17 protein-coding genes are annotated in these 26,042 nt (G+C 59.0%); 10 read left to right on the top strand and 7 right to left on the bottom strand.

Annotated features, from left to right (window positions below; all coding sequences use genetic code 11):
- Positions 1-11 precede the first annotated feature (11 nt).
- The 4 genes from XX99_RS07585 to XX99_RS07600 form a co-directional block, all read right to left on the bottom strand.
- Positions 12-1,298, bottom strand: a complete 1,287-nt coding sequence (locus XX99_RS07585; RefSeq protein WP_050058774.1) for a DotU family type IV/VI secretion system protein — start codon at positions 1,296-1,298, stop codon at positions 12-14.
- A gap of 2 nt (positions 1,299-1,300) precedes the next feature.
- The gene (gene tssK / locus XX99_RS07590; protein WP_156185855.1) at positions 1,301-2,665 is read right to left on the bottom strand and encodes a type VI secretion system baseplate subunit TssK; all 1,365 of its coding nucleotides are present in this window, start codon (positions 2,663-2,665) and stop codon (positions 1,301-1,303) included.
- A 265-nt stretch (positions 2,666-2,930) separates the two neighbouring features.
- Entirely contained in the window at positions 2,931-4,205 is a 1,275-nt protein-coding gene (locus XX99_RS07595; protein WP_050058776.1) for a J domain-containing protein, read from the bottom strand.
- A complete protein-coding gene (locus XX99_RS07600; RefSeq protein WP_050058777.1) occupies positions 4,202-4,678 on the bottom strand; it encodes an SEL1-like repeat protein in 477 nt (158 codons plus the stop codon). The genes XX99_RS07595 and XX99_RS07600 overlap by 4 nt, the downstream gene beginning before the upstream one ends.
- Positions 4,679-4,796: 118 nt before the next feature.
- Between XX99_RS07600 and XX99_RS07605 the strand changes: the two genes are divergently transcribed.
- From XX99_RS07605 to XX99_RS07625, 5 genes are all read left to right on the top strand, one after another.
- A complete protein-coding gene (locus XX99_RS07605) occupies positions 4,797-5,399 on the top strand; it encodes a hypothetical protein (RefSeq protein ID WP_050058778.1) in 603 nt (200 codons plus the stop codon).
- Positions 5,400-5,487: 88 nt separating this feature from the next.
- Positions 5,488-7,080 carry a glycoside hydrolase family 43 protein gene (locus XX99_RS07610; protein ID WP_082125350.1) on the top strand — a complete coding sequence of 531 codons (1,593 nt, stop codon included), beginning with the start codon at positions 5,488-5,490 and terminating at the stop codon, positions 7,078-7,080.
- Between the two features lie 333 nt (positions 7,081-7,413).
- Positions 7,414-10,806 (top strand): TonB-dependent receptor, encoded by a 3,393-nt coding sequence (locus XX99_RS07615; protein WP_082125351.1) that lies wholly within the window; start codon positions 7,414-7,416, stop codon positions 10,804-10,806.
- A gap of 91 nt (positions 10,807-10,897) precedes the next feature.
- Positions 10,898-12,055 (top strand): endo-1,4-beta-xylanase, encoded by a 1,158-nt coding sequence (locus tag XX99_RS07620; protein WP_050058780.1) that lies wholly within the window; start codon positions 10,898-10,900, stop codon positions 12,053-12,055.
- 39 nt (positions 12,056-12,094) lie between these two features.
- Entirely contained in the window at positions 12,095-13,690 is a 1,596-nt protein-coding gene (locus XX99_RS07625; protein WP_050058781.1) for a rhamnogalacturonidase, read from the top strand.
- Between the two features lie 55 nt (positions 13,691-13,745).
- Here XX99_RS07625 and XX99_RS07630 read toward each other — a convergent pair whose 3' ends face one another.
- Positions 13,746-15,299 (bottom strand): MGH1-like glycoside hydrolase domain-containing protein, encoded by a 1,554-nt coding sequence (locus XX99_RS07630; RefSeq protein ID WP_231581189.1) that lies wholly within the window; start codon positions 15,297-15,299, stop codon positions 13,746-13,748.
- A 309-nt stretch (positions 15,300-15,608) separates the two neighbouring features.
- Here XX99_RS07630 and XX99_RS07635 point away from each other — a divergent pair, with 309 nt between their 5' ends.
- Positions 15,609-19,157: a TonB-dependent receptor gene (locus XX99_RS07635; RefSeq protein WP_184084669.1), complete on the top strand. Its 3,549-nt coding sequence runs from the start codon at positions 15,609-15,611 to the stop codon at positions 19,155-19,157.
- Positions 19,158-19,267: 110 nt separating this feature from the next.
- Here the strand turns inward: XX99_RS07635 and XX99_RS07640 are convergent, their stop codons facing one another.
- Positions 19,268-20,245 (bottom strand): SDR family NAD(P)-dependent oxidoreductase, encoded by a 978-nt coding sequence (locus XX99_RS07640; RefSeq protein WP_050058784.1) that lies wholly within the window; start codon positions 20,243-20,245, stop codon positions 19,268-19,270.
- A gap of 142 nt (positions 20,246-20,387) precedes the next feature.
- Between XX99_RS07640 and XX99_RS07645 the strand changes: the two genes are divergently transcribed.
- Complete coding sequence (locus tag XX99_RS07645) at positions 20,388-20,972, top strand: TetR/AcrR family transcriptional regulator (protein ID WP_050058785.1); 585 nt, start codon at positions 20,388-20,390, stop codon at positions 20,970-20,972.
- 126 nt (positions 20,973-21,098) lie between these two features.
- Here XX99_RS07645 and XX99_RS07650 read toward each other — a convergent pair whose 3' ends face one another.
- Entirely contained in the window at positions 21,099-22,166 is a 1,068-nt protein-coding gene (locus XX99_RS07650; RefSeq protein ID WP_050058786.1) for a glycosyl hydrolase family 18 protein, read from the bottom strand.
- A 183-nt stretch (positions 22,167-22,349) separates the two neighbouring features.
- On the opposite strand from XX99_RS07650, the gene XX99_RS07655 reads away from it, so the two are divergent.
- From XX99_RS07655 to XX99_RS07665, 3 genes are read left to right on the top strand one after another with little or no spacing between them, the layout of a single operon-like run.
- Entirely contained in the window at positions 22,350-23,207 is an 858-nt protein-coding gene (locus tag XX99_RS07655; protein ID WP_050059326.1) for a fumarylacetoacetate hydrolase family protein, read from the top strand.
- Between the two features lie 39 nt (positions 23,208-23,246).
- The gene (locus XX99_RS07660) at positions 23,247-24,680 is read left to right on the top strand and encodes an APC family permease (RefSeq protein ID WP_050058787.1); all 1,434 of its coding nucleotides are present in this window, start codon (positions 23,247-23,249) and stop codon (positions 24,678-24,680) included.
- Between the two features lie 33 nt (positions 24,681-24,713).
- Entirely contained in the window at positions 24,714-25,994 is a 1,281-nt protein-coding gene (locus XX99_RS07665; protein WP_050058788.1) for a metal-dependent hydrolase family protein, read from the top strand.
- Positions 25,995-26,042: the final 48 nt, after the last annotated feature.

A 26,042-nucleotide genomic window follows, 5' to 3' on the forward strand; every position in this document is an offset into this window, starting at 1 on the left:
ACGGCAGGAGGTCATGGCGTTGCCACCGGAGTGCGGTCGGGGATCGAAAGCGTGACCGCTGCCGCACCGGCGCTTTCGCGGGATGGGAAGGTCAGCGTGGGGTGGAGCGCCAGATCCTGAGCGCTGAGGCCGGGATCGACCAGGAAGAACGATGTCGTATCCCCCGCGGTGATGCCGTCCGGCGTCGATACCTGCTGAACCGATGCGACCGATTTGGTCTGCGCGGCCGCGCTGTACGGATTAATCGGGAAACGGCTCAGGCCCGAGGACAACCACTCTTTGATTCGCGATGCGGTGCTGTTCCCGCCCGATACCTCAACCCCGATGAGGAGCGGCGCGACCACATTTCCTGTTGCGGTTCGTTTCACGGAAAGGGTTGCCGGCAGCGGGAGCTGGAAAGCGTCTCCCTGCTGCTCGAAGACCAGGGAACTCCACTTGGCCGTCGTCTCCGCTGTGGAGTGCTGGCTGGTTACGACTGCCAGGGCATGCCGTGTGACGGAGAGGTTCTTCCGCGTGGGGCCGACCACCACCAGCCAGGCGATGGTGGATACGATCAGCCACGCTCCCACGATGGCAGCGACCACTCCCCACCATTTCTTCGGCTCGGGCATCTTGACCGGAGCGCCCTCGGTCACCGTGTGGCGATAGGCTTCGGGAAAGATCCTGCGCCCGTCCCATCCCAAGTCGGGGTTGGTCAGCAACAGACGGTCGAAGAGCTTCCTGCGATAAATCTCGATCGAATTCGGTTCGCGGAGATATTGGCCTTTGAAGCCCAGCGCTAGCGTCATCAGATACACCGCAGCCAGCTCTTCGGTGCCGTAGTCCTGGCGCGCCAGAAGGCGGTCGATGCGCCGGAAGATCTCCTGGCCTGCCACCTGCGAGCGGAAGAGCCGCAGCTCCATCAGACGGTCGCTCCAATAATCCTTTCCGCTCCACTCGACGAGGCACAGGAAGGTCTCGTCTGCATAGGCGGCCATGATGTAGAGCATTTGATCGAGGATGTCGTGCGAGAAGGAGCTGGCCGCGGCCTTGACCTCATACATTTTGTGATCGAGATAGCGGGTCATCTCGTACCACACGCGGCTGGCGACGGCGTCATCCGTTTCTATCGCCAGCGAGACTCCACCGGCGCCATCTGCTTCCGGAGTCGCTGCGGCAACAGATGCCTGTCGCAGTCCTGGAGTCGCTTGACCGCCCGCACGCGATCCCTCGGCAATTTGCCGGAGTCGAGCGATCTCGGCATAGAACTCGCGAAACTCGCGCAGCAGCGGATAGGAATTCTGGCTTCGTTCCGGCATGGCTAGCGGCCTTTGTTCGTCTGCGAACGTTTCCGGATGAACAGGGTGGCGACATCGGGCATCCGGGCCTCCTGCTTGGCTGGCTTGAGCACCAGCTTCTTGCGCGGAGTGATCCATTTGCCTTCGTTCTTCACCTGGAAGAGAACCGATCCGGGCGCCGGCACCAGGTCGCCAAGGGAATCCACCCGCTCGCAGGTTGCGCCGCGGCTGCGGCTCAGCTCCAGGTCGGAGATGGCGTCTTCACCTGCGAGCAGACAGGATTCTCCCCATTCCGTCATGACATCGGCGGGGCCCTTCAACATCAGTGCCAGATACGGCGAGGAGAAATCCGCTTCGGCGCCAAAGGCCTTCTCCAGAGTGGGCTGAATTTCGAAATACTGATCGCCGGGACGCGTGCCGCCTTCGGCGCGCTTCTTGAATGGCTGGCCGATCCAGTTGTCGATCAGCCCCTCGGAGAGCGCAAGCCGGATAAAGGCAAGAACCTCATCGAAGCTGCCGCGAAGATCGTCGTGATCGTATGGATGAAAAATCGGTGGAACCCGGGCATTGCTGAGGAAGGCGACGCTTCCCGCCATCGAGCAGAACGCGAGATAGAGAGCATGAGGATGAGCCTGATCGCTCTCCAGCAGCACTTCGACCTGGGGCAGGGCCGAGACCAGCCACTGCAGCTGCTGCATGCCGGCGAAGTCGCTGTTGCGTGCATCGGGAGGCAGCTTGCTGGCCAGCTCCGTAGCCTTCTCGCGGACTGTCCTTCGCACCGGGGCACATAAGTTGGATAGCGCCGAGCCGGGCTTCATGCGCAGCACGGGCGCGATGTAGTCAGTCTGCTTGCAGACCGTTCCTTCGATAGCAAACTCGATCAGCGGGAGAGCGGTCATTCCGCTCAGGCCGGATTCGCCGCTGGTCAATCGCAGGCGGGCGCGAATTCTGGGTATCGGAGTCTGCTCCGCGCCTGAGACTTCGTCGGAGGCGGCTTCATCCTTTGCCACAAAGCCTTCGTAGCGGCTGTAGTCGGTGCGCTCATAAAGGCCGGTCTCGCGGGGCACGGTGAGATAGATCCGCGCGGGAGTGCCTTCCGCCTTTTGCAGATCGAACTCGAGATCGGCGCCACGTTCGCTTCCGCCCAGAGCAAGCAGGCCGTCGGGCATTACAGCTTCAATATTCAGGATGCGCAGAATGCCGCCGCTCAACGCCGCTTGATCGATCTTGAGGTCGATCACACCCCAGCGAAAGGGAACTCCCGAGGCAAACATGAACTGCGTGAGCAGTTCGCTGCGTCCAGCGAATTGCTGAAAATGCTGCGGGGTGAGTAACATGCCCTCGTGCCATTCGATCAGGTGGGGCAGGTCCAACATATTCGCGGTCAAGCAGATCTCCGTGCGTAATGCCCTGTAAGTGTGACACGAACAATTTGTTGCAGCCAATCAAAAATCTAACACCGGGGTTAACGGTTCAGTTTCTCCATGCTTCGCCCATGCGTTGCCAAGCAAAAACTCGTCGTTCTAACGACCGGAGGGAGGAAAAATCCCAGCGCGGTTTCATCCGCTATGATCGCCGAGATTCTTCGCTTCGCTCGGAATGACGACCTATGGAAGCGGCGGGGGAAGAAGGCCGGGTGCGACGCGACGCGGGTTAGCGAGCTTCCCGCTCGCGGTCTTTCATCACTGCGTCATATGCTGCATTGAGCTCGGCCATCTTGGCGCTATTGCGGGTGCTGTGGCTTATGTCGGGATGGTAAAGCTGGGCAAGGCTGAGCCGCAGCTTTCGTATCAGCGGGGTGGGCGTGTCGACGCTGACTCCGAGCAGGCTGTAGGGATCGCTGCCTGGCGCCAGCACCACGGGCGGCACCGACGAGGAATGCAGGCGGAGTGATTCGTGGAGCCGATCGAGCTCGTTCTCGATCCACACCGCGCGCCTCTGCAGCTCTTCCCACTGGCGCTCGGAGGCAAGCTGCGAGAGCTGGTCGAACTCAGATCCCAATTCATCAAGCTTCAACTCTTGTTCCGGCTGTCTGATGGTGGCCGCCAGCATCTGGACAGCTCGAAAGCGGCATTCGACGCCGCGATACGCGTCCAGGGAGACGCTTAGATCTTTCAGATCCTGGCGAGCCAGCTCGGTCAGCGCGTCTAGGAATTTTTCTGCTGTCTCCGGCTGCAATGCGGAGGCCGTGGTGTTGTTGCCGATGTATCTTGCAACCGCAGCCCGGTATTCTTCACGCCTTTCCATCCCCAGCGCATGCCCTAGGGCTTCAACGCCGGCCGATAGCCCGGCCAACTCCCGAGGTTGAAGAAGACGATCCGACGAAGCGGCCACTCGCTTGCCGATGACGGCTGCGGTTTCGGCAGCCCAACGACGCTCCGGACCCTTCACCTGGAGAAAAAAGATGCCGGAGAATACGGGCAAAGCCGCCGCACAGCTCCCGATCAGAGAGACAAGCCACCGGAAGTTCCCGAAAGATGTCGGCAGGAGACGAAATTCTGGAAGAGGCAGATGCTGCACTGCGAGACACGCACCGGCTGCGGTCAGTGCGGCGATGATCCGCCACTTCCAGGCGCTGGCGTAGCGAAGTATTTTGCTCTTGTCGATGTTGCAGAGAATCGTCTCGCCATCGAACTCGAAAGTGGCCAGCTCGGCAGGCTGGTTGGAGAGGCGCAGCTGCCTCAGATTCAGAGCTTGTCCCAGCAAACGAGCTGCGGCTCCCGCTGCGATAGCCGCCAGCGCGGCCAGAGGTGCGTCAAGGATTGCGAAGAGAATTAGAAGCGTCGTGGCTGCGACGATCAGGCATGCGCCGAGCAGCACCAGCCATCGGAGGATCTCCCGCCGCCGGGCATAGAGAGCCGAGAGGAAATTGCGGACGATGCTCGATCGCCTCAGCCCCATTGGCACTTGCGCAGCTTGCGAGCTCACAGCGAATCCCGGAACTGAAATCCCTCTCTCCGCCGAACGGGAATTTCCGCAGTGTCGCTGTATCCGACCTTGGCTAACAGATTTCGAGCTTCGGTCTTCCAGCCTCGGATCTTCCAGACGCGGGCGTCCAGGATTTGCTGCGCCGACCTGCCAATGGACGCGAGGGTGCGCCGGTAAAAGGCCAACGCAACGGACGAGCTTGATTTCATCCACTCCCGGGCAGTGATTCGAGCAGAGATCGATCTTTCCTCGCTTGCCGATTCAATGTGGTCGCAGTTGGCCAGTTTTTTGGTCAGCAGGACCGCACCGGGGTATTGGTTCTCCGCGGCTTTGGTCAGCCAGCGATGCCCCGCCTGCAGATCCTGTTCCACCGATTCACCCAGCAGGAACAGCACTCCCAGCCGGTACTGCGCGCTCGCATCTCCGCCTTCGGCCTGAAATGCAAGGTCGCCCAGATTGGTTTCAGCTTGCATGATGCAACCTCAGTTTCAGTTCGGCAACGCACACTGCTTTCCAGAATAAGAGTGGAGCCGCAGGCGCTCGCGGTCAATATTGAGTTTGGTTCCACCGGGATTCGGAAATTGCAGGCTCGTGCGGCTGAAGGCAGAATCTTGTTGTACCTTCGAGAAGGTTATTACGAAAGAGAAGACCCTGACCGCACGTCGCCATCTCGCTCTCTCTCTGCTCGCGGCTGCTTCGCTTCTGGCCGGATGCGCGCTGAAACATCCGGGAAAGTCGCTCGATCAGCTGTTGGGGCATCCGCCGACTCTGGCTCTGCAGGTGAACGTGGCTTCGGATGCGAATATCGACAGCGTTGTGCCCTTCGATGTGGTGGTTATCGGGGACAAAAAGCTGCTCAAGAAGGTCTCGCAACTCGACGCCGCCACCTGGTTCAGCGTGAAAGGCCGCTGTAACTATCGCGGCGGACCGAAAGCCAAGGTGCAGTTTTACTCCTGGGAATTGGTTCCGGGGCAAAGCTTCCATCTCGAAGTTCCGGTCAACGCAGACACCATGGCGGTCTATGGCTTTGCCGATTACTCCACGCCCGGCGATCATCGCATCAGCCTGGCGTCATCGGGCAGCGAGTTCGTAGACATGGGGCAGGACGGTGTTCATACCTCAACCACCGTGCCCGTTCCGAAGACATCCGATCCGCCCGCTCCTGAAAAACAGAAGGTCTGTCCGGACGACTAACCGCGCAGACGGTCGTCTTCTATTAAGGACGGCGCAGGGAAGTCCATATCACCACGGGCGAGCGGCGTTCAGCGGCATAATGAAAAACATGAGCCGTGACTCTGGAAAGTTCTCCTGGCGTGTTGGCGCGATTGCGTTCGTTTTCCTCTTATTAACGGCGCCGGCAAATGCGGAGCAGCCGAAAACGGAAGGTGTTTATCGCAACCCCCTTCTTTATTCGGATTACTCCGATCCCGATGTAATCCGTGCCGGCTCCAACTATTATCTGATCGCTTCCAGCTTCCACTTTGTGCCGGGGCTGCCGATTCTGCAGTCGCCCGACCTGATTCACTGGACCATCGTCGGACACGCACTGCCGCGCATTCCTTTCGGGCCCGCCTATGACATGGCCGGAGGAAATCGCTACGGGCGCGGCGTCTGGGCGCCATCGATACGGCAGCATGACGGCCTGTTCTATATTTACTTTCCCACCCCGGACGAAGGGATCTTCGTCACCACTGCCGCGAAGATCACCGGTCCGTGGTCGACGCCGGTCGCGGTCATTTCCGGGCCGGGTCTCGAAGATCCATGCCCGTTCTGGGATGAGGATGGCAAGGCGTACCTAGTGCATTCCGTCTACGGAGCGGGTCCGCTGATCCTGCACCGCATGGCGCCCGACGGCAAATCCGTTCTCGATCAGGGCAAGGTCATCGTGCGCGATCCGGAGTCGCTGCCCACGCTCGAAGGCCCGAAGTTTTACAAGCGCAACGGCTATTACTACATCTTCGCGCCCTTCGGAGGCGTCGGCACGGGATCTCAGGTGGTGCTGCGCTCGCGCTCCATCGATGGCCCCTATGAGCACCGCGTCGTCCTGGCGCAGGGAACGACGGACGTCAATGGGCCGCACCAGGGAGGATATGTTGAAACTCCAGATGGGCAGGCGTGGTTCATCCACTTCCACTCCAGTGGCGCGCATGGACGCATCGTCTATCTGGAGCCGATGCGCTGGGAGAACGACTGGCCGGTGATCGGCGAAGCCGCACCCGGAGCAGAAGCAGGTCAGCCGGTGGCTTCGTGGCCATTTCCTCATTACGCCGGAGCGCCGTCACATCAGCATCCGCAGACTTCCGACGAGTTCAGCGCCAGTCAGCTTAGCCCGCAGTGGGAGTGGAACCATAATCCCGACAATGCCCACTGGTCGCTGACCGCGCGGCCTGGGTTTCTACGGCTTATGCCGATGAAGGCCGGTGATCTGCTGAGCGCTCGAAACACCCTGACGCAGCAGATGCAGGACAAGTCGCTGGAGTTCACAGCTCGGCTCGATCTGCAGGGAATGCGCGATGGCATGCATGCCGGCATTGCGATCCTGGAGAAGTCTGCGAGCGGTCTGCAGGTGGTTGAGGCTGACGGAAAGAGGACGCTGACGCTCTTCACCAAGAGCAATGTCGTGGAAGGACCGGCAGTGACAGGTCAGACCATCGAACTGCGCTTAAGGGTAGACCGAGACACGGTGAGCTACTCCTACAGCATCGACGAGGGCAAATCGTTTCAAGCTTTCGGTGAGACGATACCCATCACTTTCAGCTGGTGGAAAGGCTCGCGGCCCTCTCTCTTCACCTATTCGACTGGAGATCCCGACGGAGGCTACGCGGACTTCGATTGGGTTCATTACCTGTCGCGCGATCAGAGCGCTCATCAGTAGTTAAATTCGGCTCGGCCGCGCATTCCCTCACTCCTTCCGGGAAGGTACGCGGCCTTTTCCGTTCGGCGCACGCGCGCGCCGTTGAGCGGATTTTTCTGCGTTTGGCCGGCTGACTCTACACCACAATCCTCTCAACACAGGTCGAAGAGCGCCGAGTGCCCGTCAAGAAACTGTGGAATCTGCCCGAAGCCCGCAAGAGGTCAGACCGGGAGTTGACAACCCTGAAAGCCGGTGTCTAGGATTGCTTCTGTTTCAACTGCGAATTAGTTTCCAGATTGAATATTACGGCGAGGCCGCCAGAAACACATCAGCTGCGAGAGGTTGTAAAAAATAATGTCAGTTCCGCTACGAAAATTCTCTCTTCTTTGGCTCGTTCCCGCGCTTTTGATGGCGCTGGCCGGATCGAACGCCTTTGCTCAGGGGCTCGGCCGCATCACCGGTGTCGTAGCCGATACGACGGGTGCCGTCGTGCCCAATGCTCGCGTGGTTGCGACGCGGGTCGGCACCAGCGAAGCGACGACCGCGGTCACGAATAACGATGGCAGCTATGTGTTTCCGGCGCTGCCTCCTGCGGAGTACGACATCACGGTGTCGGCAGCAGGATTTTCCGGCTATCAACAGAAGGGAGTCGTGCTGCAGGCGGATCAGGCGGCGACCGTGAATATCGCCCTGCAGGTCGGCAGTGCGACACAGACCGTGAATGTCTCCGCAGCGCCCCCGCAAGTGGACACGACGACCGGCACTCTCTCACAGGTTGTCACTCAGAAGAGCGTCAATGATCTGCCTCTGAATGGCCGCAACGCGGCGTCTCTGACGGAGCTGGTCGCAGGCGTGGTCGCAGCGCCTGAAGCGCAGGCCGACCAGGGAAACACCAAGACTTTTCCTGTCGTCGTGACCATCTCGGCGAATGGCACGCTTGCCAATCAGACAGATTATCTTCTCGACGGCGCGAACAACGTGGATGAGTACACCAACGTGAATGCGCCCTTTCCGTTCCCCGACGCGCTGCAGGAGTTCAGCGTCCAGACCAGCAATTACAACGCTCAGTATGGCCAGAACGCGGGCGGCGTGGTCAATATCGTCAGCCGCAGCGGCACCGATCAGTATCACGGCGATCTGTTCGAGTATCTGCGGAATGGGGTCTTCAATGCGGCCAACTACTTCAGCTACGTCAACGGCGTGAAAATTGTCGATCCGCTCAAGCGCAACCAGTTCGGAGGCACCTTCGGCGGTCCGGTGAGCATCCCGCACCTCTTCACCGCACACAAGGCGTTCTTCTTCGTTGGCTACCAGGGCACGAAGTATCGCGATGTTGCCAGCGCGACGACCGCGTCCACTCTACCTTCGGCCTCGCAGCTGGCCGGAACCTTTACTCAGTCGACTTGCGTCGTTAATCCGGCTCCCGGCGGCCCGGCCTTCCCCTGCACTCCGGACGGCAATGGCAATTTCACGACAACCATCAATCCCGCCTACTACAACGCGTCGTCGCTGGCGCTGCTCAAGTTCCTGCCCGCAGCCACCGCGAACGGCAGCTTCACCTATCGCAAGCCGACCGATGAAAACTTCAACGAGGGCGTGGGCCGTTACGACCAGGACTTCGGCGACAAAGACCATGTGACCGCCCGCTACTACTACGACGAATTCCAGCTGCAGGGCGTGCTGGACACGACCAACCTTCTGACGTATTCGGATCAGGCGCAGATTCAGTACAACAATGCGCTGGTCGCCGAGCGGCACACCTTCAACGATCATCTGTTGAACGAGCTGACCGCCAACTACCAGCTCGAGACCTCGACCCGCGGCCCGGTCGCCAGCAGCGTGGACGCAGCCGATCTCGGAGTTAACATCTGGCAGCCAGCGATCAAGCAGATCAACGAAATTCAGGTGAATGGCGGTGCTCCTGCCGGCTTCACCCTCGGCGATAATCCGCAGGCCGACTTCGGCCGCGCGAACTATTCGGTCAATGACGATGTTCATTACGTGCGCGGCGCGCACAACATCGGCTTCGGCTTCCACATGGAAATCGCAAAGATCGATGTCGAGAACGATTACGAGCAGCCGGGACAGTTTTTCTTTACTGCGAACGGCACCGGCAACGCCAACGCCAGCTTCCTGCTCGGCGATCTCACTACCTTCAACCAGGCGTCCGGACAGTTCTTCAACAATCGCGGCCACTTCTACGGCTTCTATGCGCAGGATAGCTGGAAGGCGACGCGGCGGCTCACCTTGGATTATGGCGTTCGCTATGAGCCGTTCTTCCCCTGGCACGAGATTCAGAATCGCATGGGCGGTTTCAGCCCTACGGCCTTCGCGGCCGGGCAGCGCTCCAGCGTCTTTCCGAATGCGCCGATCGGTTTGCAGTTTGCGGGTGACGCGGGCTTCAACCCGGAAGGTGTAGACACGGAATTCTCGCACCTGATGCCGCGCCTCGGTTTCGCCTACGATCTTTCCGGCGACGGCCGGACAGCCATTCGCGGCGGTTTCGGCATGTTCTACGAAACGCGGCTGAGCGGCGTGTTCAACAACATCTTCTCGAACAGCTCACCATTCGTAACAGCGGTTGGTATCAATTATCCGAATAACGCGCCGGGCAACTTCTCCAATCCCTATGCCGGCATTACCAATCCATTTCCTGCCCCCCAGCCGCCGCCTTCGACTGCAGCCATCCCGCCGCAGCCCTATGTATCGTTCGATCCGACCAACGGCTTCCATGTCCCAGTGAACTACAACTGGAACCTGGCGGTGGAACAACAGCTCTCGAGCGATCTTTCCATGCGTCTTGCGTACGTGGGCAGCCACGGCAGCCATGAGTGGGAAGAGACCGACGTCAACTCGGTGTATATCTCTGGCCCGAAAGAGGGACAGCGCGTGTATCAGTTCACGCCGTCGGGTGTGGCCAGCGGCTTGACGCAGCAGATGGCGTTCGTCAATACCGGAGGCAACGTATCGTACCAGTCGCTGCAGGCGTCGCTCACCAAGCGCCTGAGCCATGGACTCTCGCTGCTCGCGAATTACACATGGTCGAAAGCGCTCAGCGATCTGCCTTACAACGCCAGCGCCACGGCTGCGGTAACCGGACAATCGTACGTGTTGCCGACTTACATCCCGAACTACAAGAGGCTGGATTACGGACCGACCGAGTTCGATCATCGCAACGTGATTTCCATGTCTTATGTGTGGGATCTTCCCAAGATGCAGTCCGGCGCGGCAGCACTGCGCTATGTAGTGAACAACTGGCAGACCCAGGGCATCTACTACTTCCGCAGCGGCGATCCGCTCACCGTGCTCTCCGGATCGAACAATAACTCGGGAAGCTACCAGAATCGTGATCGCGCTGTGTTTGTCGGCAACTCGGCCAATGCCGCACACGGCGGCAATGCATGCAGTAACAGCGCCCCTTGCAAGAGCTTCCTCAATCCTGCGGCGTTCACCATCAACGCGCCGGGAACCTTCGGCGATACGCAGAAGGGTGAGTTCGTCGGTCCGCAATACAGCGATTGGGATGTGGGCTTGATCCGCACCTTCCCGGTCTATGAGCGTTTCAACCTGCAGTTCCGCGCGGAGTATTTCAACGTTCTGAATCACACCAACTTCGGTGATCCGAACACTACCTTCACTTCGGGCAGCAGCTCTTCCTTCGGCAGAATCACCGGAACCGCTCCGCAGAATTCTGACGTTACCAACGATCCGCGTATCGCTCAGCTCTCCCTGAAGCTGCTGTTCTAAAAAGCTGCTTCGTTGCCACCGCGCCGCGTGGGCGTCCGCCCGCACGGCGCGATTTTTCTCCGCAACATCATCCCTTAGGACGTAACCCAGAATGCTGACACGTCGCGACCTCCTGGCCGGCGGGCTCAAATCCGCCGTGGCCTTTGGCGCAGCGGGAGGTGCAGTCCCGGCGATCTTCGGACAAGCCTCTCCCGATGTTCTGCCGCCGGAAACGGAAGCCCTTAAGGGAAAGCACTCGCTGAAAGCTCATGCTCATGCGCACGGATTGATGTACGGATCGGCGGTCCGCGTGAAAGACCTGCTGACTCTTCCGGCTTTCGCCCGCTTGATCCGCGAGCAGTGCGGGATTGTCGTTCCCGCCTCCGAGCTGAAGTGGGTAGCGCTGCGGCCATCGCGGGATCGCTTCGATTTCACGCTGGCGGACGATCTGCTCGCCTTCGCGAAGCGCAATCACATCAAGATGCGCGGGCACACGCTGTGCTGGCACAACTCCGTCCCCGATTGGATCACCACCGCGCAGAATCGTCCCGACACGCGACAGCTCTTTGTCGATCACATCACCACGGTGTGCAGGCATTATGCAGGGCATCTGCAGTCGTGGGATGTGGTGAATGAGGCCATCCTTCCTAAGGATGGGCAACCTGGCGGGTTGCGAAAATCATTCTGGTTCGATCAGATGGGGCCGGACTACATCGATCTGGCCTTTCGCACCGCCCGCGCCGCCGATCCTCATGCGCTGCTGACGTACAACGATTATGGCGTGGAGTTCGACGACGAGGAAGACGCGGAGCGTAGAAAACTGGTTCTGGAGCTGCTTCGCGGCATGAAGCAGCGCAATGTTCCGCTCGATGCCGTGGGCATTCAAAGCCACGTCAAAGCTGGGCAGCCATATACCTTCGGAAAAGGGCTTGCGGATTACCTCGAAAGCATCCGGCAGATGGGACTACAGATCTATCTCACCGAACTCGATGTGAACGAGGATGATCTGCCCTACGACAATGTGGAGCGGCGAGATAAAGAGATTGCCAAAATTTATCGCGACTATCTGCAGGTCGCGCTCGCGAATCCCGCAGTTAAGGAGCTGCTGACTTGGAATATATCGGATCGCTTCACGTGGTTGAACGATGGTCCTACGCACCACAAAAAGCAGCCCAACCGGCCGCAACGTTCGCTGCCCTTCGATAGCGACTTCAAGCCGAAGGATGCATTCTTCGCGATCCGCGACACCTTCGACGACCGCCGCGTCTGACTCGGCTAGTATTAAGAACCGAAGCAAAAGGGGGAAGATATGTTTCGCAGAGATTTTCTTCGCAATAGCTCGTATGGAATGCTCGCCGCCGGTCTCACCGCGGATCTGCACGCAGAGCCGCGCCGCGCACCAAACGGTTCCGCGCATGATTCCGCAGGGATGTTCAACGTAAGAACCTTCGGAGCGCTGGGCGATGGCAAGACCATCGATACGCCCGCAGTGAATAAGGCCATCGAAGCCGCAGCCGCTGCCGGCGGTGGCACCGTGTTCTTTCCTGCCGGAACTTATGCCTGCTACACCATTCGCCTGAAGAGCCACATCTCGCTCTACCTGGATGCGGGCGCGACGATTCTTGCCGCGAGCGTACCGAACGAGGGAACTACGAGCGGCGGCTATGATCCTGCCGGCCCTCCGCAGCCGTGGGAGGCGTATCAGGACTTCGGTCACAATCATTGGCCGAACAGTCTCATCTGGGGAGACGGGCTTGAAGACATCTCCATCGTTGGTCCGGGGCTGATCTGGGGCAGGGGATTGAGCCGTGGCGAAGGCGAGTTTCCTCACGCTGAAAGCCCGGGCGTCGGCAATAAGGCCATCGCGCTGAAGAACTGCCACAATGTAAGCTTCCACGATTTTTCCATCTTGATGGGCGGTCACTTCGGCATTCTTCTTACCGGAGTGGACAATGTCATCATCGATGGCCTCAAGATCGATACGAATCGCGACGGTATCGACATCGATTGCTGCCGCAATGTGCGCGTGTCGAATTGCGCGGTCAACTCGCCGTGGGATGATGCGATCTGCCCGAAGAGTTCCTTTGCACTCGGTTACGCGCGCCCGACCGAGAATGTCACCATCTCCAACTGTTATGTGACCGGCGGCTATGAGTTCGGCACCATGCTCGACGGAACCTACAAGCGGCATACGTACTCGGATTCCCGCAAGGCGGTGGGCCGCATCAAGTGCGGCACCGAGTCGAATGGCGGCTTTAAGCGCATCACCATTACCAATTGTGTCTTCGACACCTGTCGAGGACTGGCGCTCGAGAGCGCCGACGGCGCGCTGATCGAAGACATCACGATCACCAACCTGAGCATGCACAACCTCGTGCATTCACCGCTGTTCCTGCGGCTTCAGGCCCGTATGCGCGGACCTGCAGGCGTTGCGCCGGGAGCCATTCGCCGTGTGCTCATCTCCAACATATCGAGCTCGGGTGCGGTGGCGGAGTATCCCTCGATCATCGCCGGTATCGAGGGCAACAAGATCGAAGACATCAAGATCAGCGACGTTTTCCTGCAACAGATTGGCGGCGGCAGCAGCGAATGGGCCGGTCTTCAGCCGCCTGAGATGGCGGCAGGTTATCCCGAAGCCAGCATGTTCGGAACGCTGCCGGCAACGGGCTTCTTTCTTCGCCACGCGAAGAACCTCGAGTTCAGCAACGTTGAGATTGCGGCGGAAGCCACTGATGCGCGCCCCGCGATCTGGGCCGACGACGTGGATGGATTAGATCTCTTCCGCCTGCGCATTCCAAAAGGCAGCGCCGCTTTCTCTTTGCGCGATGTACGTGATTTCCGCAGCTTCGGGAGCGCCTTCCTGAAGGACAGAAGCGCGGAGAAGATCGATCGCGAACAGTGGTAAGCAAGCTCATACAACAAGGGGAGCTGAGAAGAACTCAGCCCCCTGTTGTATGAGCCTAAATTGCTACGTGCTCGTTGGCGTGCAGTGTAAAGTTTCGCTTGCCGCGATCCGGTGTGTGCAATGCGATATGCTGCGTTGCTTCGCGGATGCCGGTTAGACCAGTAATCTTTCCCTGCTTATCTGTCAGCAGACGAGCCGCGCCGCCCTCGACGCGCCCAACCGTCGTGCCCCCGATGTAGCAAGTCGCACCCTTTGCGTCGTAGCGCATCTCTGCATCGGATCCCGTATCCGTGCGCATGCTGAACTTTGCACTCTCGGATGCGGGGTGTCCCGGCCTGACGTTCCAGTGCAGCTGCTGCGGTTCTTCATGAATGCCCGCGAGTCTCCAGGTATAGTCCATCATTACCAGCGCAGCCGGCGAGTAGTTCGGCAGGTCTCCCTCGGTAAAAGCACCGGTTGTGGGATCGAGCTGCTGCCTGAAGCTCATATCGCGCTGGATGGCGTCGCACCATTTATCCATCAGGATGCTGAGCTCCGCGGAGCGACCGTAGTGATCGAACCAGCGTCCTGCTCGCAATGCGGTGAGCGCCTGCGAAGCTCCTCCCCACGAGTTGTGAGGAATGGGTCGAACGAATGCGGGGTCGTCGAAGGCCACGGAAGGCAGCGGATACGGCGTCCAGAACGCCTTCGGGTTGTGAATCTGCCGCGTCCAAAGGTCGTCGAACAGCTTCTGGTCCACGACATGCTCGCTGCAGACGCGCATGAGCACGCAGGTGCGCACCTTCACGAAGTTATTCTGCGCATCGAGATCATAGAATGCCGCATCTTCGGGGACGTACAGCTTGGAAAGAATCAGCCCGCGCAGATGCGCTGCCTTTTCCGTCCATTGATCGGCGTCGGACTGTTTGCCCAAGGCCTTGGCCATCTCTGCGAGAGCGAGGCGCGCTCCATATACGGTTGCCGACAGGTCGGGACTGACGCGGGGAAGTGTGGGCAGAGGCGTAAACTTCTTCGCATCTCTGTCGGGGCACTGCGGCGGAATGCCCGACCAGCGCGGGCTGTTGTCCATGCCAGTGTCATAGGTGCAGAAGCCCTCGATCAGTCCGGTTCCGCGCGTGTTGCGGTAGCGCACCAGCCAGTCGTCCCAGCGTGAGCAGGAGGCGTACGCCGTCTCCAGCAGCTCCTGGTCATGCGTGGACTGCGCCAGCTCCCACGCGGTCGCGGCGATCGGCACCACCATCTGGATCTGTCCGAAGCTGGTGCCGGAGCGCGTATTGTTTGCGGCAAGCTGACCATCCGGCCGCTGCAGCGCGAAGAAGACCATGTGGCTGTTCCGGGCGACGTCGCTGCGAAACTTGCGGTAGACCAAGGCCTCGAGCGGACCGCACTCCTGCCAGATGCCTGCGTATTCCGAACCTTCGATGAGCACTGGCTTGTCGAAACGCGGCAACATCTGAACGTTGTTGCGCAGGATCTCAAGCGCCTTGTCGTATGTCGATTGCCAGCGAGCGTTGCGAGTGACAAACGTCGGGCTTGATGCCTCGTTTTTTTCGCTCTGTGCGGAAGCTGCTCCGGCCCTTGCACCCATCGTTACTACAGCGGAAGCCAAACTCTGCTTGAGGAAACTTCGCCTGTCCATATCTGCACGTTAAACAGCGGCGCGGTTGTATGCAACTTCGCTCTAGCTTTTGCTTCCGCGGTTAGAACTTGATTGTCCAGGAGACTGAAGAACGCTTTGCCCATGGCGACGTTCTGCCAAGATTTGCGTTGACCTTTGGCCCACGAATTCTTACAGTTAACAATCTCGTGAATTCGATCCAACACAGCCTTAGCCGATGTCGTCGAAAGGGTCTTCCCTATGAAACGCAGGATGATGGGCGCGAAGTGTCGCAAGTCAACGGCACACCGGTTCAATCAAATGTCGCGCAGTGTATGGCTTCTTGTAGTTTGTTGCGCGCTGGCAACTATCCTCTCGCCCAGCATGTATGGGCAAGGCGCCGGCAGTTTCTCCGGGAATATTCTGGACAAATCCAAGTCGGGTGTTCCTGACGCAACCATCACCGCGACATCTCAAGAAACAGGCCTGGCTCGCGACGTGAAGACGGACAGCGCCGGCCACTATCTGATCCCTCTGTTACCGGTTGGAAACTACACTGTACGCGTCGACGCGACGGGCTTTCAAAGCGCCGAATCCAAGGATTTGCGTCTTCAGATCGACGAAACCCGCGAAGTCGATTTTTCGCTCGTTCCCGCCACTCTGGTCACTACCGTAGCGGTTTCCGGTGAGGCCGTAGCCGTCGAGACCGCGAATCCGTCTCTTGGCCAGGTCATCACCTCGCAGGAGGTATCACAGCTGCCCTTGAATGGCCGAGATTTCGTTCAGCTCGCTACGCTCACTGCCGGAGCGACCGCGGAGACGAACCCCAACAGCTTTTTCACCGGAGCTGCCAGCAGCGAGGTGGCTGCACGCGGTTCCTTCTCGCTCTCGGTCGGAGGCTCCCGTCCTAACAGCACAGACTGGCTGCTGGATGGCGTGGACAACAACGAGCTGACCGCCGGCGGTATCTCCATCTTCTCTTCGATCGACGATATCCAGGAGTTCAAGGTGCTCACCTACACCTACTCCGCCGAATACGGCACGCGTGCTGGACCGACCGTGCTGGTGACCACGAAGTCTGGATCCAACGATTTTCACGGCACTCTCTACGAGTTTGTGCGCAACACCGATCTCGATGCCAAGAGCTACTTCGCCACCTCCGTAGAGAAGTTCAACCTGAACCAGTTCGGCGGCGCCGTGGGCGGCCCCATTCGCAAGAACAAGCTCTTCTTCTTCGTCGATGGCGAGCAGAAAAATCAGCGCCATGCCATTCCCTTCACAGGACTGGTGCCTTCGCTGCCCATGCGCACCGGCGATTTTTCCGCTGACCCTTTTGGAAACGCCGTTTCCGGTTTGACCATCGTGAACCCGAACATGATTGGCGCATCCACCAATCCGGCCACCTATCCCAATGTTTATTTTCAGTGCAATGGGGCGGGGAATCCTATGCCGTCCAACGCCGATGGAAGCCAGGCCCAAGGCACTCCATGTAACAAGATTCCAACCGGGCTGATCAACAACATCGGACAGGCCATGATCAACCTGTATCCGGCGCCCAACGCCAACAACGCCAGCTCCGGCTATAACTACGTCAATGAGCCAGTGCGCGAGCTGGATGAAACGAAGTTCGATACGCGCCTGGACTACACACTTTCCACCAAGGACAGTACCTTCGGCCGTTTCAGCTACGATCAGGCTTTCTCCTACGTGCCTGGCGGCTCACCTGGATTCGCCGAGGCCAACGCCTTCGGCAGTAATCAGCGCATCATCAATCACGCGCGCAACGTGGCCATTGGTGAAACCCACATCTTCTCCTCCACGCTGCTCAACCAGGCTAGCTTCGGCTATAACCGCATCTTCGACTACATCAGTTCGCAGGGCACCGGGACATGCGCCTCAGCCACCATCGTTCCCGGCGGTATTCCCAATGCCAATCTCGGATGTCCCGATGGCTCCTCAAAATGCCTGAACTTCTATAGCTGCGGCCTGGTCTCTACGGAGTTTCAGGGTGGTGGCGTGGGCTACTGGTCGCTTGGAGACCGCGGGTACTCTCCGTTTCAAGGTGGAACGAATATTTTCTCGTTCCGTGACGCTGTCGATATCATCCGCGGCAAACATGACATTCATGCCGGGCTTGACTTCCGGGCGAATCAGATGAACGTCGGCACCGAGGCATTTCAAGATGGTTTCTGGATCATCGGCGCCTTCGGCAACTTCACCGGACTCAGCAGCGCCAACGTTCCAGGCAATACGGAGGCGGATTTTCTCCTCGGCATGCCCGGCGTGGCCATTCACGACCAGACGTTCAATGGGCCGGTCACCGGCCGCCGCTGGAAGATCTACCGTCCCTTCGGCGAAGACGACTGGAGAGTCACCAGTTCGCTTACCCTCAATCTCGGTCTGGCCTGGGATATGACCACTCCCATCACCGAAGCCGAAGGACGCATGGCAAACTACATCCCACAAACCGGACAGCTTCTCGTCGCCGGTCAAAATGGGGTGAGCTCCTCGGCGGGCGTCAAGATGGATTGGACGGCCCTCGAGCCCCGCATCGGCGCGACCTGGAGGTTCTTCGGCAGCGATAAGACCGTGTTGCGGGCGGGCTTTGCCATGTATCACGACTCGGCCTGGAGCCAAGGCGCACAAGGCCTCTGGCAGAATCCGCCCTTCCTTGGCGAGTCGGACGCCTTCCCCGCCACCTTCTCCACCGGCTGCGCTTTCTCCACTTCATACTGCGCCACTACCCTGGGACAGACGCCCGAGAACGTCAGCCTCTCCAACGGATTCGCGGCCATTCCAGCGCCGCCTACCGTCGCAACCTTTACCGGCACCTACTACATCCAGCCGACCAACTATAAACTGGCGAGAGTCCGCCAATATAACTTGAATATCGAACAGCAACTGCCCGGGAACGTCGTGCTCACCACCGGCTATGCCGGATCGCGCGGCAACCACATCCTGGTGGCCGGCAATGACCTCAACGTCAATGGTCCGAGCGCGTGCGGCGCAGTTTCCGGCTACACGCTCGGCTGCGCCGCCGGTGGTGCGCCCTACGTTTATCCCTACAGCCCGCCGAACGGCAATGCCATTCTGCTCTTTGGCGACGTGGGCGACACCAGTTATGACTCCCTGCAGGTGAAAGCAGAGACCAAAACGCCGAAGCACGGGCTCTATGCGCTCTTCGCCTATACCTGGTCTCACACCTTCGACAACGGATTATCCGACGGCCTGGGATCGGAGCTGAGCGCTCCATTCTTTCCGCTTCCCAACTGGCGTCACCTCGACTGGTCCCTGTCGCAGATCAATCTTGCGAACAGCTTCACCGGCAGCGTGATCTACGATCTGCCCTTTGGCCGGGGAAAAGACTTTGGCAGCAATTGGAATAATGTGACCAACACTCTGCTGGGCGGTTTTCAGCTGACTCTCATTGAGAGAATCTCCTCCGGATTCCCTGTGCCGTTGATCGACAGCAATAACCAGTCTGGCGTGACCTTCAATAGCGGCGGCAATGACAATAACTGGAACCGGCCCAACCAGGTCGCCGGTTGCGGCGCCACCAACGCGGACCACGGCAAGCTGCAGTGGATCAACGCATCCTGTTTTGTCGCGCCGCCCGCTGGTCAGTTGGGAGATGCGGTTCGCGTCCCGGTGAGCGGACCCGACTTCGTCAATACCGATTTCTCCGTCATCAAGCAGTTCGCCCTGCCCAGGGAAATGGGACTGAACTTCCGCGCCGAGTTCTTCAACCTCTTCAACCACGCGCAGTTCGGCTCGCCGATCAACGACATTAACGCGGTCGGCTTCGGCGCCGTAAACTCAACCGTGAACAATCCGCGGCTGGTGCAGCTCGCGCTCAAACTTACCTTCTAAGGCAGCGTTCGAAGAGGGCAGAAAAATCACTGCGCATCTCGACTCGATGGAATCGAGATGCGCAGGCCATGCCTTCAGTTGGCGATGTTAGGGATGGGATTTGAGCGAGGCTATGCGAAAGACTCGCCGACCATCTCCTCGCTCTTCTTCCACAGCGCCTCAGCGTTTTTAGGATCGAGCGCATATGCGCGCACCCCTTCGCTGATTGGGCTGATGGCCACATCGTCGGCTACGATCTTGCCTACGTGGCAGTTCTCGCAGTACTGCCCGCCGATCTCCTCGGCCGTAGCCACGACACCGGCCCACACGGAGGTTGCGGCTCCCTGTGGAATCGATTTGAACTCGAAGGTCTGGCCTTCCGCCTCAACCTGCGCTTTGATCTGTGCAATCAGGCTTTCCAGCACGCCGGGCTCCAGGTGTCGCGCCAGCTCAGTGTGGATGCCGCCGGGATGTACCGCCGCCGCACGCACGCCACGCGACCGATGCCGCTGGTCGAATGCCACAGCAAAGAGAATGTTTGCCGTCTTCGAGCGGCCATAAGCAACAAAAGGCTCGTAGGGCGTCCGTTCGAAATTCGGATCATCAAGATTGACATTGCCGAAGCGATGCCCAGAGGACGAGAGATTGATCAACCGTCCGCCCGCGCGTAGCAGCGAGGCGATCCGGTTGACAAAGACAAAGTGGCCCAGGTGATTCGTACCGAACTGTGTTTCGAAGCCGTCGGCCGTCTTGCCGAGCGGAGTGGCCATCACTCCCGCATTCGCGATCACCACGTCGAAGGGTTGACCTTTCGCCAAGAGCTCATCGGCACTGGCACGCGCGCTCTTGAGGCTGGCCAGATCGAGCGCGATCAGCTCGAAGCTTCCGCCGTGAGCCGCCGCATCCGCACGTACCTGGGCAGTAGCCTTTTCGGCCTTACTCAGATCCCGAGCCGCGCCCACCACATGTGCGCCATGCGCGACCAGGGCGCGTGCCGTTTCCACTCCGATCCCGGCCGATACGCCGGTAACAAGAATCCTCTTGCCTTGCAGATGGACACCGGACAACACATCTTCCGTAGTCGAGGTTGCACCAAATACAGTTGCCATTCTTTCCTCCCGCTGACCGCGCGTTTCCAGAGATATGACTCGCGGAAGCTATTGACCGGAGCCACAAGGACAAATAAAACGGAGAGTGTCTCCGTAAAAATAGAATAAGAGGAGACAGCCTCCGTTTGCAACTGTGACCAGTATGAAGAAGAAATCGACACGTCCCCCGAGCCGAAAGCCGCGCGCCGATGCGCTGCGCAACCGCGAACGCATTCTTGAGATTGCCAAGGAGGCGTTCACGCGCTCAGGCGCGAACATCAGCCTGGACGATGTCGCCAAGCAGGCCGGCGTGGGCGCGGGGACGCTGTATCGCCACTTTCCGACGCGCGACGCTCTCCTGGAAGCCGTCTATCGCACCGAGGTGGCGAAGCTCGCCGAAGCGGAGCGAAAGTTCGCCGAGACCATGCCGCCAGTCGAGGCTTTGCGCGCCTGGATGCTGCTCTTCGTCGACTACATCGCCGCGAAGCAGATCATCGCACCCGCGCTGAACACGCTTGTGGGAGGGCCTTCGAAGCTCTTCGAATCCTCCGGCGCTCAGATCAAAGGAGCCATTCACGCGCTGGTGAGTCGCGCTATCAAAAGCGGCGAGATACGTCCCGACCTCGATCCGCTCGACTTGCTGCGGGCTCTGGTCGGAGTTTCGAATGTGGCGTCCGGCCCGGACTGGGCGCAGAGCGCGCGAAGGCTGGTGCAGATCCTCATCCTGGGATCGCGACCGGCTTCGTAGGTTTGTCCACCTCCAAGTTCATCGATCTCTTCGAAGCTCTTGTCATTCCGACCGCAGCGAAGCGGAGTGGAGGAACCTGACGTTCCCCCTCAACTCCACGCAGCCCTACTCACACTGTTTGTTTCGTTACTCGCTCTCGCTGCAGGGGCAGTTTGATTTCGGAGGCAGCGGTTTATCCAACCCTGCTTTGATGACGCTCAGCAGCGAATGGGGAGCAGCCGCGTCTCCGAGCATCTCCCATATCATGATGCCGCCATACTGCCGCGCAAGCTGGGTCTCTCTCGCCATCGTCGCTTCTCCTACGTAGTGAAACGCCTGTCCGTCATCAAGGGACCCGCCGCCGACCATGTCCACCTGCCAGGCATTGGGGTACGCGGCCAGGATCGTGCTGTATTCCTCTTCTTTCGAATCTCCGTTGTTCGAGGCAAAGAAGGGTACGCCCAGAACGATCTCGTTTTTAGGAACTTTTTTATCCTGCGCGTAGAACTGCAGCGACGTCAGCGCGGATGCGTAGGACGAATAATTCATCACTGTGATGAAGTCGAACTGGTGAAGCGCCGCGTCGGGCATCGAATCCTGGAGATATTTTGCAACCGCGGCAGTTACAAGCTTTTTTTCAGGGCGAAATGTCGCAGTAAGCGCAGAGACGAGGGTCGTATACGGAGCACCCATCGCGCTGGGGTCTTCGATGTCGACATCCACGCCGTCGAGCTGGTGGGCGCGAACAAATTTATCCAGAGAGGCGACCAGGGGTGCGGTGAGTCCCACGTTGTAGAACTGGATGATCAACTGATCTCCTCCGCCACCGCCGATCGACAGCACAACCTTGACCCCCGCCGCGTGTGCCGTGGCGACGAGCGCATCGAGATCGGCGTCGCTTTCTCCGTTGAGAGAAAAGTTCATGTCGCTTTGAGCAGTGCATCCCCCTCTGCACTTGGGAGGATTCCCGAAGGCGAGATCCAAATGCGTCATCCTGGTGAGATCCAGGCTCTTCACGGAATTCGCGAGCCCCGCGCCTTTATAAGCAGGCAAGTAGCCAACGAGCAACGGGGCAGCGCTTGAAGCAGGAGCCGGCTGGCGGGGCTGTTGTGCGCGGGCGGCGAGGCCGGCGGAGGCCACGAGCAAAACGGCCGCGCCGATGTTTCTTAAACGGGAATTACGTTGTTCGCGGGTACGCAGTAGTATCGACGTCATGGCTTCTCCACATCACGGAATAGAAATCTTGGCCGGTTGGCGGCTTGTCGCGGGGATGGAAACGAACGAAGGATATATTCTTCATTGACAAATATACCGATATCCGTCACTTTGTAATGAACCATTATTAATCCTCCCGAGCGGGGATCAAATCTTCTCCACCAACTTCGAAAGGCGATGTGCATGCGATTTGCCGCTTTCAACAGCGGGGGACAGGCTGGGCTGGCCGTTGCCGGCCGCGACGGACAGTTTCACGGCCTGCTGAGCGGGTCCGCGAATTATCCTGGCCCGCTTGATGTTCTGATTCAGAAGGGAAGCGACGCGCTGGCAGCAGCCGCGGACGTACTCGCAAAGGGCGCCGCCATCGATCTCGACAAGGTCGAGTTGCTTCCGCCGCTGTCCGCTCCTGGAAAGATTATTTGCGTGGGCCTGAACTACGTCGATCACTCGATCGAAAGCGGCTTCACTCCGCCCGACTATCCGACCATCTTCACCCGTTTTACCTCCAGCCTGCTTGCCTCCGGAGCGCCCATCATCCGCCCCAAGGTCTCGACCCAGCTGGATTATGAAGGCGAGATGGTCGCAGTCATCGGAAAGAAGGGGCGGCACATCGCGGAAGCGGACGCGCTCGGCCATGTGATTGCTTACTCCATCTTCAATGACGCATCGGTTCGCGACTATCAGAAGAAATCGCCGCAGTGGACGATCGGGAAAAACTTCGACAGCACCGGCGCCTTCGGGCCTTACCTGGTGACCGCCGACGAGCTTCCGCCGGGAGGGAAGGGCTTGCGCATTCAGACCCGCCTCAACGGCACTGTGGTGCAGGACGCTTCTACCAACGACATGATATTCAGCGTGGCGCAGCTCATCTCGATCCTGAGCGAGGCGATTACGCTGTCGCCCGGCGATATCATCGTGAGCGGCACACCTGCCGGCGTGGGCATGGCGAGAAAGCCGCCGCTGTTTATGAAGCACGGCGACGTGTGTGAAGTTGAGATCGAAGGAATCGGCGTGCTGCGCAATACGATCGAAGACGAATAAGCGCCGCAGCAACGCCAGCCACTTCGTCAGAGGACATGAATGTCGGTGAGTGAAACAGCATCCAGCCTGCAGATCGAGAGCGAGACTCGACTGCAGCGGAATGCCTTGTCCCTGAGCCATACTGTGGCATCCACCCTCGCGAGCATCGCTCCTGCGATGAGCTTCTTCTTCGGCTTCGCAGTGATCGTTCAGGGCGCTGGATTGGGCGCGCCTATTACTATCCTTATCGCGATGGTCGTAATTCTGTTTCTCACGAACACCATCGCGGAATTCTCTCGCTTCGTGCCATCTGCCGGGTCATTCGTTACCTTTTGCGGCAAAGCCTTCGGTCCGTCCATCGGAGCAGCCGTCTCGGTTTTTCTCACCTTCGGCTATCTCGTCGCTGCGTCGACTGTTGTCTCCATCGCCGGAGTGTGGGTCTCCGAGACGCTGAAGACGTTTTTAGGCATCTCGATTCACTGGGCCATCCTTACGGTGCTGATCTCCGCGGCCACTGGCCTGCTGGTCATGCATGGCATCGGCATCTCGACGCTCTGGTCAGGCATTTTCTTTTATTTCGAGGCGGGGCTGTTGATCTTGGGAAGCATCTTCATGATCGTTGCCCATCCCCACTCCCTGACTCTTGCGCCCTTCAAATTTTCGAATCTTACCGGAGGCCTCGCCGGCCTCGGCGCGGGCTTTCCTTTGGCCGTCTATCTCTTTATCGGATGGGAAAATTCGGCCACACTCGCGGAGGAGACGGAGAATCCGCGGCGCAACATCCCACGCGCATTGATTACCGGCACGCTAGCGATCGGTATCTTCTATATCTTCCTTGCTTACGCGAATGTGGTCGGATTCAAGATGGACGTGCACGCCCTGGGCGCATCGCGGCTGCCCTTTATTGATGGATTGAAAGCTTCTGCGCCCAGGTTGCTGGTGGTCGCGTATATCGCCGGCGTGACCAGTATTCTGGGTTCGCTGATCGGCCTGGTCAATTCTCAGGCACGAATCCTTTTCAACTCCGGCCGTGAAGGTCTGCTCCCTGAGTTTCTCGGGAAGATTCATCCCCGCCATCACACACCGCATAGCGCGATGTGGCTATTTCTTTTCATCGCGGTGTTACTGATTCTTAGCTTCAGCCTGGTTGGGCGGGTTGCTCCGATGGATTATTTCGGCTTTGCCGGAACTCTCGGCACCATTCCGATCATTCTCACGTACATGCTTACCAACCTTGCGCTGCCGGTCTACGTGTTCAAATATCACCGCGGCCAACTCGACATCCTTCGCCACGTGCTGCTGCCCATTGCCGGCACGCTGGTCATGTTATTCCCGCTCTGGGGGCTGATTCAGCCTGGACAATCCTGGCCTTTGAATATCTTTCCCTGGATAGCTCTGGGTATTCTCGCCGTATCGATTATTTATGGCGTCATTATCGCCCGATTGTCGCCCGGCCTTGCGCAGCGTATCGGGGGCTATGTCGCAGATCAGTAAGTTCAACAGTTACATTTGCAGGAGGTATCAGTCATGAATCGAGTTCTTTTCCGCGGTGCCAGGGTGTGGGATGGCAGCGGCGCTCCAGCTTTTCCCGCCGACGTCCTTGTCGAAGGCATGCGTATCAAGACCATCGCTCGCGCACCCAACCGTCTGGCGACAGAAGGGGCTAAGGTCATCGAAGCGCGTGGCAGAACCCTTATGCCGGGCCTTGTGGAAGGCCATGCGCACATCTCGTTCGGCGGCGCGGTGAACGACTCCGATCTGGGCAACATCCCTCCCGAAGAACACGTCCTGCTCACCGTGAAAAATGCCAAGACGCTGCTCGATCATGGATTCACCAGCGCTTACAGCGCCGCGACCTCCAAGCTGCGTCTCGACGTGGTGATTCGCAACGCAGTGAATGCGGGCGAAATTCCCGGACCGCGTATTCGCGCCGCCAGCCCGGAGATCACCGTCACCGGTGGCCTCGGCGACGAGCGCAAAGCGCACATGTATTACGAAAGCTTCGGCATGATCGCCGACGGCAGGGAAGAAATCGCGAAGGCTGTGCGTCTGTGTTGTCGCGAAGGCGTGGACAACATCAAGGTCAATATTTCGGGCGATGATCTAAGCCCGGCGGCCCACGGCGGCCTTACCGTCATGCGCGAAGAAGAGGTGCAGATGGCGGTGAGTGTTGCGCGCGATTTCGGCAAGAAGGTCAACTGCCACGCGCGGGCAGCGGAGTCTGTAAAGCGGGCCGTCCGTTGCGGTGTCGACGTGATCTATCACTGCGAGTCTGCGGACGAAGAAGCCATCGATATGCTGGAATCCGCGAAGGATCGTATCTTCGTTGGGCCGGCGATTGGCATCATCTACAGCACCCTCTACGAGGGAGAGAAGTTCGGCTTCATCCGCGACTCCGAAGTGGGACGGGCGATGCAGCGCACCATCGATTCGACGGCTGCCGTGTATACCGAATTGCGCAAGCGCGGAGTACGGATTCTCATCGGGGGAGACTATGGGTTTGCGCAGTCACCGCAGGGCGACAATGCGCGGGACCTAAAGCACTTCGTCGACCTGCTCGGATTCTCACCGAACGAGGCATTGCAATGCGGCACCCGCTTCGGTGGACAGGTCATGGGATTGGGGAAGGAACTCGGAGAGGTTAAGGAAGGCTATATTGCCGATCTTCTATTAGTGGACGGAGATCCTTTGGAGGATATCGATCTCGTGGTGCACCAAAGAAATCTGCACGTGATCATGAAAGAGGGATCGCTTTATAAGGATGCGTCTAACTCGGCCGTTGTCGAACACACAGTGGCGGCAGATTAGAGCAATCGCCAAGCTTTTGTAAGTATCGTTGCTCCAAAGTAAAAAACT

The sequence above is a fragment of the Silvibacterium bohemicum genome (assembly GCF_001006305.1).
GTDB lineage: Bacteria > Acidobacteriota > Terriglobia > Terriglobales > Acidobacteriaceae > Silvibacterium > Silvibacterium bohemicum.